The sequence below is a fragment of the Streptomyces sp. NPDC039480 genome, from assembly GCF_055597165.1.
Genome location: NZ_JBVITX010000013.1, coordinates 206,655 through 221,762, shown reverse-complemented (window position 1 = coordinate 221,762; position 15,108 = coordinate 206,655). Strand labels below are relative to the sequence as shown.

13 protein-coding genes are annotated in these 15,108 nt (G+C 74.3%); 10 read left to right on the top strand and 3 right to left on the bottom strand.

Annotated features, from left to right (window positions below; genetic code table 11):
- Positions 1–9 precede the first annotated feature (9 nt).
- From ACZ56E_RS34085 to ACZ56E_RS34070, 4 genes are all read left to right on the top strand, one after another.
- Complete coding sequence (locus tag ACZ56E_RS34085) at positions 10–1,119, top strand: VOC family protein (protein WP_471220198.1); 1,110 nt, start codon at positions 10–12, stop codon at positions 1,117–1,119.
- A 46-nt stretch (positions 1,120–1,165) separates the two neighbouring features.
- Complete coding sequence (locus ACZ56E_RS34080) at positions 1,166–2,176, top strand: ketoacyl-ACP synthase III family protein (protein WP_471220196.1); 1,011 nt, start codon at positions 1,166–1,168, stop codon at positions 2,174–2,176.
- Positions 2,177–2,257: 81 nt separating this feature from the next.
- Positions 2,258–3,340, top strand: coding sequence for a transaldolase family protein (locus tag ACZ56E_RS34075; RefSeq protein WP_471220194.1), 1,083 nt, complete (start codon positions 2,258–2,260; stop codon positions 3,338–3,340).
- 96 nt (positions 3,341–3,436) lie between these two features.
- Entirely contained in the window at positions 3,437–5,266 is a 1,830-nt protein-coding gene (locus ACZ56E_RS34070) for a gamma-glutamyltransferase family protein (RefSeq protein WP_471220192.1), read from the top strand.
- 8 nt (positions 5,267–5,274) lie between these two features.
- On the opposite strand, the gene ACZ56E_RS34065 is transcribed toward ACZ56E_RS34070, so the two are convergent.
- On the bottom strand, positions 5,275–6,357 hold the full coding sequence (locus ACZ56E_RS34065) for a hypothetical protein (RefSeq protein WP_471220190.1): 1,083 nt from the start codon (positions 6,355–6,357) through the stop codon (positions 5,275–5,277).
- 127 nt (positions 6,358–6,484) lie between these two features.
- Here ACZ56E_RS34065 and ACZ56E_RS34060 point away from each other — a divergent pair, with 127 nt between their 5' ends.
- The 5 genes from ACZ56E_RS34060 (at position 6,485) to ACZ56E_RS34040 (ending at position 11,491) form a co-directional block, all read left to right on the top strand.
- On the top strand, positions 6,485–7,312 hold the full coding sequence (locus ACZ56E_RS34060) for an inositol monophosphatase family protein (protein ID WP_471220188.1): 828 nt from the start codon (positions 6,485–6,487) through the stop codon (positions 7,310–7,312).
- Positions 7,313–7,404: 92 nt separating this feature from the next.
- Complete coding sequence (locus ACZ56E_RS34055; protein ID WP_471220286.1) at positions 7,405–8,817, top strand: phytoene desaturase family protein; 1,413 nt, start codon at positions 7,405–7,407, stop codon at positions 8,815–8,817.
- Positions 8,790–9,347 (top strand): O-acetyl-ADP-ribose deacetylase, encoded by a 558-nt coding sequence (locus ACZ56E_RS34050; protein WP_471220187.1) that lies wholly within the window; start codon positions 8,790–8,792, stop codon positions 9,345–9,347. The genes ACZ56E_RS34055 and ACZ56E_RS34050 overlap by 28 nt, the downstream gene beginning before the upstream one ends.
- A 92-nt stretch (positions 9,348–9,439) precedes the next feature.
- Positions 9,440–10,921 carry an AlkA N-terminal domain-containing protein gene (locus ACZ56E_RS34045; RefSeq protein ID WP_471220185.1) on the top strand — a complete coding sequence of 494 codons (1,482 nt, stop codon included), beginning with the start codon at positions 9,440–9,442 and terminating at the stop codon, positions 10,919–10,921.
- Positions 10,922–10,987: 66 nt separating this feature from the next.
- Complete coding sequence (locus ACZ56E_RS34040; RefSeq protein WP_471220183.1) at positions 10,988–11,491, top strand: methylated-DNA--[protein]-cysteine S-methyltransferase; 504 nt, start codon at positions 10,988–10,990, stop codon at positions 11,489–11,491.
- Positions 11,492–11,529: 38 nt separating this feature from the next.
- On the opposite strand, the gene ACZ56E_RS34035 is transcribed toward ACZ56E_RS34040, so the two are convergent.
- Complete coding sequence (locus ACZ56E_RS34035) at positions 11,530–12,042, bottom strand: NUDIX domain-containing protein (RefSeq protein ID WP_471220181.1); 513 nt, start codon at positions 12,040–12,042, stop codon at positions 11,530–11,532.
- Between the two features lie 209 nt (positions 12,043–12,251).
- Between ACZ56E_RS34035 and ACZ56E_RS34030 the strand changes: the two genes are divergently transcribed.
- Positions 12,252–13,412: a glycerate kinase gene (locus ACZ56E_RS34030; RefSeq protein WP_471220179.1), complete on the top strand. Its 1,161-nt coding sequence runs from the start codon at positions 12,252–12,254 to the stop codon at positions 13,410–13,412.
- A gap of 292 nt (positions 13,413–13,704) precedes the next feature.
- On the opposite strand, the gene ACZ56E_RS34025 is transcribed toward ACZ56E_RS34030, so the two are convergent.
- Complete coding sequence (locus tag ACZ56E_RS34025; RefSeq protein WP_471220177.1) at positions 13,705–14,964, bottom strand: PucR family transcriptional regulator; 1,260 nt, start codon at positions 14,962–14,964, stop codon at positions 13,705–13,707.
- Positions 14,965–15,108: the final 144 nt, after the last annotated feature.

Below are 15,108 nucleotides of genomic sequence, written 5' to 3'. Positions count from 1 at the left end.
AGCAGAGTCATGTCACTCACCGCCCCGACGGCGCCCACCACGGACACCTCGGCCGCCACGTCCATCCCCACCGCCCGCAACGTCGACCACTACGCCTACACCGTCGCGGACCTGGACGCGGCCGTGGAGTTCTGCACCACGGTGCTCGGCGCCGACGTCCTCTACCGGCTCGGCCCGGTCGAGGAGCCGGACAGCGACTGGATGGCCCGCCAGCTCGGCGTCCACCCGCGCGCCAGCGCGCACATCGCGATGCTGCGCCTCGGACCGGACAGCAACCTGGAGCTGTTCGAGTACACCGCGCCCGGACAGCGGCGCACCGCACCGGAGTTCACCGACGTGGGCGGGCACCACATCGGCATCCACGTGAGCGACCTGGACGAGGCGCTCGCCGCGGCCACGCGGTCCCCCCAGGTCCAGGCCGTCGGCGAGCCCTGGACGGACGAGAGCGGCCCGACGGCCGGCAACCGCCGCGTCCACCTGCTCACCGACTGGGGCATGCGCATCGAACTGCGCCAAACGGCGGCCGTGCTGCCGTACGAGCAGGAGACCGAGGCACGCGTGTACCGGCCCGCGGGCGACTGGGCGGGTGGGCTGCCCGGCGCCCTCGGCGTCGGCCACGTCGGCTACTCGGTGGCCGACCTCGACGAGGCCGTCGCCTTCTTCACCGGCCCGATGGGCGGCGAACTCGTGTACCGCACCGCCGAGTCGGTGGACGCCGGGACGGCACGGCGCCGGTACGCGGTGTCCGGGCCGTTCCGCAAGGACACCGCGGCGATCCGGCTCGGCCCGGTCACCACCGTCGAGCTCAGCGGCTTCGAGGCCGAGGGCCGCCGCACCGAGCGGCCGCGCAACAGCGACGTGGGCGGCCACCACCTCGCGTTCTTCGTCGACGACGTCGAGCGCGCCGCCGCGTGGCTCGCCGGGACGGACGGCGCCGAGGTGCTCGGCGACCCCCAGCTGATCGAGGACGGCGGCCCGATCCACGGTGACCGGTGGGTCTACTTCCGCGGTGTGGGCGGATTCCAGCTGGAGGTGCTCAACATGCCGCCCGGCATGCCGTACGAGCGCCGCACGGACGCACGCAGGTTCGGCCCGAGCCCGCGGTGGAGCAACCGCTGAGCCGCACGGGCCGAGGACGAGGACCGGATCAGGAAGGGGTGGGCGAGTGCGCTGGGACGACATCTATGTGGAGGGCGCGGCCGCCGAGTTCGGGGAGCTGCAGACCGGCGGGGAGGCGGTGGCCGCCGGCCTGCTGCCCGCCGAGGAGATCGAGCGGAGCGAGCAGCGCTCCGTGTCGGTGAGCGACGGGCGGAGCGCGCCCGAGCTCGCCGTCGCCGCGGGCCGCGCGGCGCTCGCCCGCAGCGGCAGGGACGCACAGGACGTGGGGCTGCTGATCCACGCGAACTGCTGGTACCAGGGCCTGGAGTTCTGGAACACGGCGGCGTACATCCAGGACCGGGTGCTCGGCCACGGCGACTGCGTGGCGTACGAGCTGCGCCAGATGTCCAACGGGGGGATGAGCGCGCTGGAGAACGCGGCGGCGCGTCTCACGGCGGTCCCCGCCACGCGGGCGGCCCTGGTCACCACGGGCGACCGGTTCGCCGACCCGGCCTTCCCGCGCTGGAGCACCGACCGGGGTCTCGCGTTCGGCGACGCGGGCACGGGCGTCGTCCTCTCCCGCACGCCGGGGACGCTGCGCCTGGTCGCCACGTCGTCCTTCTCGCAGCCGATGCTGGAAGGGCTGCACCGCGGGGACGAGCCGTTCCTGCCGAGCGGGAGCCAGGCGGGGCCGCTCGACCTGGTCGCGCGCAAGAAGGGGTTCCTGCGCGGGCGCTCCCAGGAGGAGGTCACGACGCGCAACGAGACGGGCATGATGTCCGCCGTCAAGAACTGCCTCGCGGAGGCCGGCGCCGACATCCACGAGATGGCGGCCGTGATCGTCCCCTTCTTCGGTGCCCGGCTCTCCCGGCTGCAGTGCCTGGCTCCGCTCGGCATACAGCCCGAGGTGACGCTCCAGGAATACGGCCTGACAGTGGGCCACTTGGGCGCAGGGGACCAGGCGGCCGGTCTTGCGAAGCTCCTGGCGGACGACGCGCTGAAGAGCGGCGACCGGGTGTTGCTCGTGGGTGTGGGCGCGGGCTTCAGCTGGACCTGCGCGGTCCTGGAAAAGAGCTGACGGAGCGTCACGGCCGCGCGGGTGCGCGGGCATCGACGTGACGGGATTCGACGCGACGATTACGAGGAGAGGGACGGGGCGATGAATCACGCCTGGAAGCGGTTGAGGGCCGAGGGTGTCGACGTATGGATCGACGTGTCGGCCACCACCGAGGGTGCGGCGCGCGAGGTCCGCCGCGCGCTCGCACAGGGGGACGTGGCGGGAGCCCGCATGGGCGCCCCACAAGCCGGTTCCGCGGCCGGGGCCGACCCCGCCGACGAGATCAGGAGGGTCTGCGACCACCTGCTGCCGCGGCACCGGGCGAGCGCCGGAGCCAGGGGCCTGGTCTCCATCCCCCTGCCCGCACCACCGGCACCCGGAGCCGTCGCCTGGGTCGCGCGGGCCCGTGCCGTGCGCGACGAGATCGGCCGTCCCAACCTGGTCGTCCGCCTCCCCGCCGAGGCGGCCGACACGGCGACCCTGCGGGCGCTGTGCACGCTGGGCATCGCCGTCGAGGTGTCCGGGGTGCGCTCGCCGCGCCAGTACGGGCGTGCGGCCGCCGCCCTGCTGGCGGCACTGGACGAGTCGACCCGCGCACCCTCCTTCATCTCCTTCGACGTGACCGGCCTCGACGCGGACATCGACGCCCGCCTGGACCTCATCGGCTCCGACGAGGCCAAGGCGCTCCGGGGCCGCGCGGGACTGGCGTGCGCCCGCCTCGCGCACCGTACGCACGAGATGACGTTCTCCTCGGCGCGCTGGGGAGCGCTGGCGGCCGCAGGCACCCCCGAGCCGAAGCCGATCTGGGTGACCGGCACGGCTTCCCCGTCCCGCGCGGCGCACGCCGTGCAGGAACTGGTGACGAGGAGGACGGCCGCGGCGATGACCCCGGCCGCGGCGCACACCCTCGCGGAGTCCGGCACGGTGAGCGGCGACCGGGTGTGGCGCCACTACGCCGACGCCGAGCGGACGCTGGCGTACCTGGACTGGTTCGGCGTCTCGGTGGAATCTTTGGCCACGCAGGCCCCTAAGGCCACGGAACTCCGGGAGGCCACGGTGGCTCCGGAGGCCCTGGAGGCAGAGGTCATGCCCGCCTCGGAGCGGCACGCCGGCGCACCCACGGGTGTCGCCCGGTGGGCCGGGCCGGTCGGGAGAAGCGCACACCGGTCGCTGACACCGGCCTGACAGAAGGTGCGGGGCGGCGATCGATAGCCTGCTGGGGCTGCCCCCGAGCGTCCAACTCCCGTCCCGACACCAAGAAGCAGCGAGGCACGAGGTCCTGTGTTCACCACCCGCCCCACCCTCCAGGGCACCTTCGGCATGGTGTCGTCCACCCACTGGCTCGCCTCCCAGTCCGCGATGGCCGTGCTGGAAGACGGCGGCAACGCCTTCGACGCCGCGGTCGCCGCGGGGTTCGTGCTGCACGTCGTCGAACCGCACCTGAACGGTCCCGCCGGCGAGGTGCCGATCATCCTCGCGCCCGCCGGGGGCGAGGTCCGCGTGCTCTGCGGGCAGGGCTGCGCGCCCGCGGGCGCCACCGTGGCCCACTACCGTTTCCTCGGGCTCGACCTGGTGCCCGGCACCGGACCGCTCGCCGCGGCCGTGCCCGGCGCCTTCGACGCGTGGCTGCTGCTCCTGCGGGACCACGGCACGAAGTCGCTCGCGGACGTCCTCAAGTACGCCATCGGATACGCCGAGGACGGGCACGCGCCCGTGGAGCGGGTCGTCGAGACCGTGGAGACGGTACGGGAGCTCTTCGAGCGCGAGTGGCCCTCGTCGGCCGAGGTCTACCTCCCCGGGGGCACGCCACCGCGCCCCGGCGAACTGTTCCGCAACCCCGCGCTCGCGGCGACCTGGCGGCGGCTGCTCGCGGAGGCGGAGGCCGGTGCTGCCGACGGATCACGGGTGGCGCGGATCGAGGCCGCGCGCGAGGTGTGGCGCGGCGGCTTCATCGCCGAAGCGCTCGTACGGCAGGCCGGGCGGCCCACCATGGACACCAGCGGTGAGCGGCACGTGGGGACGCTCTCGGCGGAGGACCTGCGCGGGTGGAGCGCCTCCTACGAAGCGCCCGCCACCTACGACTGGAACGGGTGGACCCTGTGCAAGGCCGGCGGCTGGAGCCAAGGGCCCGCGTTCCTGCAGCAGTTCGCGCTGCTGCCCCGGACCGTCGACGAACTTCCGGCGTACGGCTCCGCCGAGTACGTCCATCTCCTCGTCGAGGGCTGCAAGTTGGCCATGGCGGACCGGGAGGCCTGGTACGGCGACGCGGGGGAAGAGGGCGTGCCGGTGCGGGAGTTGCTCTCCGCCGAGTACAGCGCGGTGCGGCGGCGGCTGATCGGGGACGAGGCGTCGTACCGGTTGCGGCCCGGGTCGCCGGGCGGGCGCGAGCCGCGGCTCTCCGCGCACGCGTACGCGGTGGCTTCGGGAGAGGCGGTGGACCTCGAGAGGTGGGGCGGTACCGCGGCCGCCGGCGCGGGGGAGCCGACGGTGGCGGGCGACGGAGGTACGCGCGGCGACACCTGCCATGTCGACATCGTCGACCGCTGGGGGAACATGCTGTCCGCCACGCCCAGCGGTGGATGGCTCCAGTCCAACCCCGTCGTGCCCGAACTGGGCTTCCCGCTGGGGACGCGTTTGCAGATGGCATGGCTGGAGGAGGGCCTGCCCAACTCCCTTACGCCGGGCAGGCGCCCGCGCACGACACTCTCGCCGGCTCTGGCGCTGAAGGACGGGGTGCCGGTCCTCGCCTTCGGCACACCGGGCGGCGATCAGCAGGACCAGTGGCAGGTGCACTTCTTCCTGGGGGTGGTGCTGCGGGAGACCGTGCGGGGCGGACTCGACCTCCAGGGCGCGATCGACGCGCCCAACTGGCATACGGAGTCGTTCCCCGGGTCCTTCCATCCGCGGGGCATGCGGCCCGGCAGCCTCACGGTCGAATCACGCATGGCCCCGGAAGTGGTGGACGAACTGCGGCGGAGGGGGCATGACGTGACGGTGGGCGGCGCGTGGTCGGAGGGGCGGCTGTGCGCGGTGGCGCGGGACGCGGGGAGCGGGGTGCTGTACGGGGCGGCCAACGCCCGCGGGATGCAGGGGTACGCCGTGGGGCGCTAGCCGGGGTTCTAGGAGCGGGTGGCGGTCGCGCAGTCGTCGTTCGGGGATGTCGTCTCGACCGGCTCGCTGCGGTCGTACGGGTCGATCCGGTGGGACTCGTCGGCGGATCGTTCGTCGGCCTCGCCGAAGGGCGGCTCGAAGTAGCCGGTCGGGTCGGAGCAGCCGCCGTTGGTCATGTCGAGCGCGTACGAGACGAGGGACATGGTGCCCGGTTCGGTGTTGACCTCGGCCGGGTCGTCCCAGCTCATCACCACCTCGCGCCGCACGATCGTACGGACGACCCGCGTGCCGTCGTCCGCCGGCATGACCGGGTACACGAAGGTGACGTCCGCCGTCACCTCGACCGCGCCCCGCTTCCCTTCCCGGTACGTGAGCCCGCCGCGCGTCTTCACGACGTCACCGACCAGGCGGGTCTCCTCGGGCCGGAAGCGGCTGAACAGGAGGAGGGGGTTGTTCTTGGGCGTGGGTGCCTTCGACGTCAGGGCGGTGCGGAGGTACTTCTGGACGTCCTTCTGGTGCGGGCTCAGCAGCGCGATCGCCTTCTTGGGCCGCTCGCCGCGGAGTACGCCGGGATCGAGCCCCGCGTCGACCATGAAGTCCCGGCTCCGCCGAAGCGCTCGTTCCACCTCGGCGGCGTCCATCCAGCCGGTCGCCTTGGCCGCCGGCACCTCGATACCGGCCGCTCCGTCGGCCCACCGGGCGGCGGGCGAGCCCCGGAAAGGGGCGGCACGGGTGGGCAGGTCCGACTCGGCGGCCGACGTCGTGCTGTCCCGGTCGTTGTCGTCGCCGCCGAACCAGCCGAGGATCTGCTGGGGGAAGAGCGCCGCGGCCAGCAGGGCCACGGCCACCAGGAGTCCCGCCACGTACCGGCCCGTTCTGCGCCGGGGCCGGGGCGGCGAGTAGGTGCGCCAACCCTCCGGCCGCTCGGAGCGCAGTCGGCGCTCCACCTCACGGGCGCGCGCCGACGGCTCCACGGGAGCCCCGCTCCCGCCCGCCTCCGCTTCACGGAGGAACCGCTCCCACTCCTCGTCGGACAAGGACGACCCGTCCTGCCCCCCGGCTCCACTCACGCCGCACTCCCCATCTCGCATGCCCCCTGATCGATCGCACGCATGATCGCATGAGCCGTCGGGGTGCGGAGCCGGGGGTTCACCGGGGGTTAAGGAGGCGTTTGCCGGAGGCGTACGGGATGTCAGTGCGGCGTGCTCTCATGGGGGCATGATCGAAGAGTTTTTGACGCACGGGGTGCGCGACGTGGAAGAGGCACTCCGCAAGGCCGCCGCGGCGGAGGTCACCCCTCGGTTCCGGCAGCTCGCCGCGGGCGACGTCCTGGAGAAGAGCGGCCCGCACGACATGGTGACGGTCGCCGACCGCCGCGCGGAGGAGCAGCTGACCGTCGACCTCGCCGCCCTTCTTCCGGGGTCGGTCGTCGTGGGCGAGGAAGCGGTCCACGCCGACCCGTCGACGTACGAGGCGATACGCGGCGACGCGCCCGTGTGGATCGTCGACCCGGTCGACGGGACGCGCCAGTTCGTCAACGGGGACCCGGGCTTCTGCATGCTCGTCGCCCTCGCGGTGCACGGCGAGGTGTACGCCTCCTGGACGTACGCGCCCATGCTCGACCAGTTCGCCGTGGCGGTCCGCGGCCGCGGCGCCTGGCTGAACGGGCAGCGGCTGACGGCCGGCTCGCCGGAGGCGGGAGCGGACGTGGAGGTGGCCACCTCCCACCCGGACTACACCACGGACGAGCAGAAGCGGGCCCTGCTGGGGCTGGGGGTCGACGGCGTGAAGCCGCGGCCGTGCGGCTCGGCCGGGCTCGAGTACCTCGCCATAGCCAAGGGCGAGCTGGACGCCATCGCGTTCTCGTGGGAGCTGGACTGGGACCACGCCGCGGGGCTGCTGCTCGTGTCCGAGGCGGGCGGCACCGACCTGACGCTGACGGGGGAGCCGTTCCGCCTCGGCGGGGGAAACGCCCTGCCGTTCACCGCGGCCCGCGACGCCGCCACCGCCCGCCGGGTCGCCGGCCTCCTCGCGGGCGCCGCCTGACCCGGCGGGGGCCCCGGGGGCGGGGCGGGTGCCCCGTCCTATCCTGGGCGGCACAGGCCATCGGCTGACAAAGGAGTCCGAAGGTGCCGTCGATGCTTGACGCCGTCGTCGTGGGAGCGGGACCGAACGGGCTGACCGCTGCCGTCGAGCTGGCCCGCCGCGGCTTCTCCGTCGCCGTCTTCGAGGCGAAGAGCACGGTGGGAGGCGGTGCGCGGACGCAGGAGCTGACGCTCCCCGGGTTCCGGCACGACCCCTGTTCCGCCGCCCATCCGCTGGGCGTCAACTCCCCGGCGTTCCGCGCCATGCCCCTGAACCGGTACGGCCTGGAGTGGCTCCAGCCCCCGCTGCCCATGGCCCACCCCTTCCCGGACGGCACGGCCGCCGTCCTGTCCCGTTCCGTCGCCGAGACCGCCGCCTCCTTCGGACCGCGCGACGCGGGGGCGTACCGAAGACTGGTGGAGCCCTTCCTGCCGCACTGGGACGTGCTGCTGCGGGACTTCATGTCGCTGCCGATGAGCTCGCTGCCGCGGGACCCGGTGACCCTCGCCCGGTTCGGCCTCGCGGGGCTGCCGCCGTCGACGTGGCTGATGCGCCGCTTCCGCGACGACCGGGCGCGCGCCCTGTTCGCGGGCCTCGTCGCGCACGTCATCGCGCCGCTCGACGGCATCGTCACCGGCGGCGTGGGCATGGTCTTCGCGCTGGCCGCGCACGCCCGCGGCTGGCCCGTCGCCCGCGGCGGCTCGCAGTCCATCTCCGACGCCCTCACCGCGTATCTGAAGGACCTCGGCGGCTCCGTCCACACGGACTACGAGGTCAAGCGGCTCGACGACCTGCCGCCCGCCCGCGCCTACGTCTTCGACACCTCGCCGACCGCGCTCGCAAGGATCGCCGGGCTCGGCCGCGCCTATGAGGGATACCGGTACGGAGCCAGCGTCTTCAAGATCGACTACGCGCTCGACGGCCCCGTCCCCTGGACCGCCGAGGAGCCGCGGACCGCAGGAACGGTGCAGATCGGCCCGGGCAGCAAGGACATCAGCGCCGCCCTGCACGCCGCATCGCGCACGCGGTACGCGCCGGAGGCCCCCTTCCTCATCACCGTGCAGCCCAGCGTCGTCGACCCCTCCAGGGCCCCGGAGGGCAAACACGTCTTCTGGGCGTACGGCCACGTCCCGAACGGCTGGGACGGTGACCTCACCGACGCGATCGAGCGCCAGCTGGAGCGCTTCGCGCCCGGCTTCCGCGACCGCGTCCTCGCCCGCGCCACGGCGGGTCCCCGCGAACTCGCCGCGCACAACGCGAATTACGTCGGCGGCGACATCGCCTGCGGCGCCGCGAGCGGACTGCAGCTGCTGCTGCGGCCCAAGCTCTCCCTCTTCCCGTACGCCACCCGGCACCCCGCCGTCTTCCTCTGCTCGTCCGCGACACCGCCGGGCCCCGGCGTGCACGGCATGTCGGGGCACAACGCCGCGAAGGCCGTATGGAAGACGCTCAGGAGACAGCAGTGACCGTCCGGATCACCCTCGTCCAGGGGGACATCACCCAGCAGCGCGCCGACGCGATCGTGAACGCCGCCAACTCCTCGCTGCTGGGCGGCGGAGGCGTCGACGGCGCCATCCACCGGCGCGGCGGGCCCGACATCCTCGCCGACTGCCGACGCCTGCGCGCCGCACACCTCGGCAAGGGGCTGTCCACCGGCCACGCCGTCGCCACCACCGCGGGACAGCTCGACGCCGGGCATGTCATCCACACCGTCGGCCCCGTCTGGTCCGCCACCGAGGACCGCTCCGAGCTGCTCGCCTCCTGCCACCGCGAGTCCCTGCGCGTCGCCGCCGAGCTCGGCGCGCGCACGGTCGCCCTCCCCGCGATCTCGACCGGCGTCTACCGCTGGCCCCTCGACGACGCGGCCCGCATCGCGGTCGGCACGGTCCGGGAGGCCGCCGATCCCGCGCTCTTCGACGAGGTGCGGTTCGTGCTCTTCGACCGGGCCGCCCACGACGCGTTCGCGGCGGAGCTCGCGGAAGTGGAGCGAGGCTAAAGAGACCCCGGCTAAGAGACCCCCCTGGCAGTGCGACGTCGATGTCGGATTCTCGCCAGCCATGCGGGCCGGGACCCGCGATCCTTGACGGCATGCACACCGACACAGAGCGCTGTGTACGCGCCGTTCAGTCGAAGGACGCCCGCTTCGACGGCTGGTTCTTCACGGCTGTCGTCACCACCCGGATCTACTGCCGCCCCAGCTGCCCCGTCGTACCGCCCAAGGCCGAGAACATGACGTTCTACCCGAGCGCCGCCGCCTGCCAGCAGGCCGGCTTCCGGGCCTGCAAGCGGTGCCGCCCGGACAGCAGCCCGGGCTCCCCCGAGTGGAACCAGCGGGCCGACCTCGTGGCCCGCGCCATGCGCCTCATCGGTGACGGCGTCGTCGACCGCGACGGCGTCCCCGGCCTCGCGGCCCGCCTCGGCTACAGCACCCGGCAGGTCGAGCGGCAACTGCTCGCCGAGCTCGGCGCCGGACCGCTCGCGCTCGCCCGCGCCCAGCGCGCGCAGACCGCCCGGCTGCTCATCGAGACCACTGAACTGCCCATGGCGGAGATCGCCTTCGCCGCCGGCTTCTCCTCGATCCGCACCTTCAACGACACGGTCCGCGAGGTCTTCGCCCTTGCCCCCGGAGAGCTCCGCGCCCGTGGGCCGAAGGGGGCCGGCGCCGCACCGGCCGGGGCACCGGGTGGGGTCCTCTCGCTGCGGCTGCCGTTCCGCGCGCCCCTCAACCCCGACAACCTCTTCGGACACCTCGCCGCCACCGCGGTGCCCGGCGTCGAGGAGTGGCGGAACGGGGCGTACCGCAGAACCCTGAACCTCCCCTACGGGCACGGCGTCGTCGCCCTCACCCCGCACCCCGAGCACATCGGCTGCCGGCTGAGCCTCACCGACCTGCGCGACCTGACCATCGCCATCAGCCGCTGCCGCCGCATGCTCGACCTGGACGCCGACCCGGCCGCCGTCGACGGCCGGCTGCGGACCGACCCGCTGCTCGCGCCGCTCGTCGACAAGGCCCCGGGGCGGCGCGTGCCGCGCACCGTCGACGAGGCCGAGTTCGCCGTACGCGCCGTCCTCGGCCAGCAGGTCTCCACGGCCGCCGCCCGCACCCACGCCGCCCGCCTCGTCACCGCGCACGGCCGTCCTGTCGACGACCCCGAGGGCGGCCTCACCCACCTCTTCCCCACCCCGGACCGCCTCGCCGCGCTGGACCCCGACTCCCTCGCCCTGCCCCGCAGCCGCCGCGCCACCCTGACGACGCTGGTGCGCCACCTCGCCGACGGCAGCATCGGCCTCGGCGTGGAGAGCGACTGGGACGAGGCCCGCGCCCGGCTCACCGAGCTCCCCGGCTTCGGCCCCTGGACGGTCGAGGTCATCGCGATGCGGGCGCTCGGCGACCCCGACGCGTTCCTCCCCTCCGACCTCGGCATCCGCCGCGCGGTGCAGGAGCTCGGGCTGCCGCACACCCCCGCCGCGCTCACCGCGCGCGCCGCCGCCTGGCGGCCCTGGCGGGCGTACGCGGTCCAGTACCTGTGGGCCACCGACGACCACCCGATCAACTCGATCCCCGAGTAAGGGACTTCACGCATGGAACCCATGGAACGCACGGAACGCACGGCCCGAAGGGAACGCACAGAGCGTATGGAACGTCTGCACACCCTCATCGACAGCCCCTACGGGCCGCTCACCCTCGTCGCCACCGACGGCGTGCTCAGCGGTCTCTACATGACCGAGCAGCGGCACCGCCCGCCAGAGGAGACCTTCGGCGCCCGGGACCCGGCACCGTTCGGTGCGGTGATCAGCCAGCTGGAGGCCTACTTCGCCGGGGAGCTGACGGAGTTCGACGTGCCGCTGCGGCTCGACGGCACGCCGTTCCAGCGCACGGTCTGGCGCGAGCTCCAGCGGATCCCCTACGGCGAGACCCGTACGTACGGTGAACTCGCCGAAGCCCTCGGCAAACCCAACGCGTCCCGCGCGGTCGGCCTCGCCAACGGGAAGAACCCGATCGGTGTCATCGTGCCCTGCCACCGCGTCATCGGCGCCAACGGCAGCCTGACGGGGTACGGCGGCGGGCTCGACCGCAAGCAGCGGCTGCTCGCCTTCGAGGGAGGGCCGGCGAGGGTCACCGAGGACGCCCTGTTCTGACCGTGCCGACGGCCCCGCTCGCGTGCGCGGGCACCGGGTCAGCGTCCGACCCGGTGCCCGTCCTCCAGCTCCGCCGGACCATTGCCCCGCGCCAGCACGTCGAGCGCGGCGGCGACCCGGCGCCCGAGCTCGCCCGGCAGATGCGCGGCGAGGTCTTCCGGGGCCACCAGCCGCCAGGAGAGCAGCTCCTCCTCCTGGAGTCGGATCGCCTTCAGCTGCTCGGTGTCGAGCACGCCACCGTCGTACAGGTATGCGATCACCGGCGGCCGGGGCTGCAGGGGGCCCGGCGGCACCCAGTCGACCGCGAGCAGCGGTCCCGGCTCCACGTCGAGCCCTATCTCCTCCAGGGTCTCCCGGCGCGCCCCCTGTCGCGGTGTCTCCCCGGCGTCCGACTCGACGGTCCCGCCGGGCAGCGCCCAGCCCTCGCGGTAGTTGGGCTCGACGAGCAGGACCCGGCCGTCGGCGTCCCGGAAGAGCGCGGCGGCTCCCACGAGGACGCGGGGGAGTCCTGCGACGTACGTGGCGAAGTCCTGCGCGTTATGAGTGGTCACGGAGAAAGGGTAGCCAGCGCGGGAGGGGGCTGATCGATCATTTCCCGGCTCAGGCACACCACTATGGGGCGGAATGAGGGGATATTCCGCCGTGGTGTGCCGTCTCGCGTCACGGTCGGCCATGGGCAGCGGGCCCTGTCTGCGGTTATGGTCGCAGCGGCGCGACTGCCTTGACGCGAGCAAGGCCCGGAAAGCAAGGGGAATGCAAGGTGGCGGACGCTGCAGGAACGACGGGACACGAGCAGCGTGTCCTCATCGCCGCGGACAAGTTCAAGGGTTCGCTCACGGCCGTGCAGGTCGCCGAGCGGGTGACGGCCGGAATCCACCGGGTCGCCCCCGGCACGGAGGTCGAGGCGCTGCCCGTCGCCGACGGCGGCGACGGCACGGTCGCCGCGGCCGTCGCGGGCGGCTTCGAGCGCCGCGAGGTGCGGGTCACGGGACCGCTCGGCAACGCGGTGACGGCGGCGTACGCCCTGAAGGACGGCACCGCCGTGGTGGAGATGGCCGAGGCCTCCGGCCTCCAGCTGCTCCCCGAGGGCGTCTTCGCGCCGCTCACGGCGACCACGTACGGCTCCGGGGAGCTGATCCGCGCCGCGCTCGACGCGGGCGCCCGCACCATCGTCTTCGGCGTCGGCGGCAGCGCCACGACCGACGGCGGCGCGGGCATGCTCGCCGCGCTCGGCGCGCGCTTCCTGGACGCGGGCGGCGAGCCCGTCGCGCCGGGCGGCGGCCCGCTGAAGGACCTGGCCAGCGCGGACCTGACGGGCCTCGACCCGCGGCTCAAGGACGTCGAGATCGTGCTCGCAAGCGATGTGGACAACCCGCTGACCGGGCCGAAGGGCGCGCCCGCGGTGTACGGGCCGCAGAAGGGCGCCTGTCCCGAGGACGTCGCCGCGCTGGACGCCGCGCTCGCCCACTTCGCCGCGGTCCTGGAGAAGTCCATCGGCCCCAAGGCCGCCGAGTACGCCAAGTCGCCGGGCGCCGGCGCCGCGGGCGGCATCGGGTACGGCGCGCTGGTCGGGCTCGGTGCGGGCTTCCGGCCCGGCATCGAGGTCATGCTCGACGTGCTCGGTTTCGCGCCCGCCCTGGAGCGGGCCACGCTCGTCATCACCGGCGAGGGCTCCCTCGACGAGCAGACCCTGCACGGCAAGGCCCCCGCCGGGGTGGCCGCCGCCGCGCGGGCCGCCGGGGTCGAGGTCGTCGCGGTCTGCGGCCGCCTCGCGCTGCCCCCGGAGGCACTCGGCAAGGCCGGCATCCGCCGTGCGTACGCCCTGACGGACATCGAGCCGGACGTGGCGCGGTGCATCGCCGAGGCGGGGCCGATCCTGGAGACGCTGGCGGAGCGGCTGGGCCGGGACTACTTGGCGTAGGCCTGGCGGGTTCCGGGGGCGTCTGCCTGGTTCGGGGCGGTCGCGGGGTGCGGGTTGTGTTGGGTTGCTCGCGCAGTTCCCCGCGCCCCTGGGCCCGCGTCCCCTGGCCTGCGCCGCTAGGCCCGCGCCCCCTGGGCCGCGCCAGGCCCGCGATCCCCGGCCTGCGCCCCCTGGGCCCGCGCCCCCTGGGCCTGCGCCGCTAGGCCTGCGCCCCCTGGGCCGCGCCAGGCCCGCGATCCCCGGCCCGCGCCCCTGGCCCGCGCCCCTTGAGGGGCACAGCTCCCCCTGCCCCTCAGGGGGCGCCCGTCCCGCCCGGGGTCAGGCGGTGTGCCTCTACCGCCAGGGCCACCTCCACCAGGTCGCGGGGGCGGGCCAGGGAGCGGGCGGTCAGTTGTTCCAGGCGGCGCAGGCGGTTGAAGACCGTGTTGCGGTGGCAGTAGAGCCGGCCTGCCGCCCGGCCGGCCGAACCCTCGCAGGCCAGCCACGCGTCCAGCGTCTCCAACAGCACCGCCTGGTCCGCCGGTTCGAGGGCGAGGACCTCGCCGAGCACGTCCTTCACCAGGCGCCCCGCCAGCTCGGGCTGGCTCACCACCAGGGCCGTCGGCATCCGCCGGTCCAGGCGCACGATGTCCGTCGCGCCGGGCGGGCAGGTGCGCAGCGCGAGCTCCGCGAGCCGCCGGGCGCGGCCCAGCTCCGCGAGCCCGCCGACCACGGGGCTGATCCCGCCCGGCCCCGGACAGCGTCCGTCCAGGAGCCGGGCGAGCCCGTCCAGGCCGCCCGCCTCACCCGCCTCGCTCTCCCCGCCGCCCCCGGCAGGGCCGAGCGCCACCACGCCGACCTCGCAGTCCGTCCGCATCCGCCAGATGAAGCGGAACCCCGTCCGCTGGATCTGCCGGTGGAACGCCTCGCGGCCGTCGCGCCGGTCCACGCGCAGCACCACCACCGCGTACGGGCCGTGCTCGGGCAGGTCGAGCCCGGCCGCCGCGCGCGCCGCGAGCCCCGGCGCCGAACGGCCCTCCAGGAGCGCGTCGAGCAGCGCCTGCAACTGCTCGTCCGTGCGCCGCCGCAGCTCCAGCTCCGTCGCGCGGTACGCGTCGGACGCCACCGCGGCCTGCGCGTCCACCGCCGACCACACCATCGTCGCCGAGCGCATCAGGACCGCGAGCTTCTCCGGGTCCTTGCCCGCCGTCCCCTCCAGGAGCGAGTCCCACACCAGATAGCCCGCGTTGCGGTACGAGTGCACCACCAGGTCGAGCGGCAGGCCCTGCTGGGCCCGGCGCCGCCCGGCCTCCTCCGCGTACTCCAGGTCGCGGCGCGGCGAGGCCCGCGGGGCGGAGATCGCCTCGATGCCGATCCGCATCGCCTCCTCGGCCTCCCGCCACTGCACGTCGTACGGCAGCACACGCCCGTATACCGGCGAGTGCTCGCCGAGCTGCCGCAGATGCTCGTCGACCAGCTCGGGCAGCCGCGGCAGGAGAGCCGTGCACGCCTCCTTGAGGAGTTTCCAGTCGTGTCCGGTCCTGGGCCTGCGTCCGCTCTTGGTTCCGGTCATCGTCGCCCCCGTCGCCGCGCTCCAAGACGTCGTCGTCCGGAGGATGCCACTCGTCGGGCCACTCCGGCAGGCCCCTGACACGCGGTGTTGTGCGCGTGCACAACCGGGGGACGCCGCCACTGGTCCCCCGCAGCGTTTCGCCCG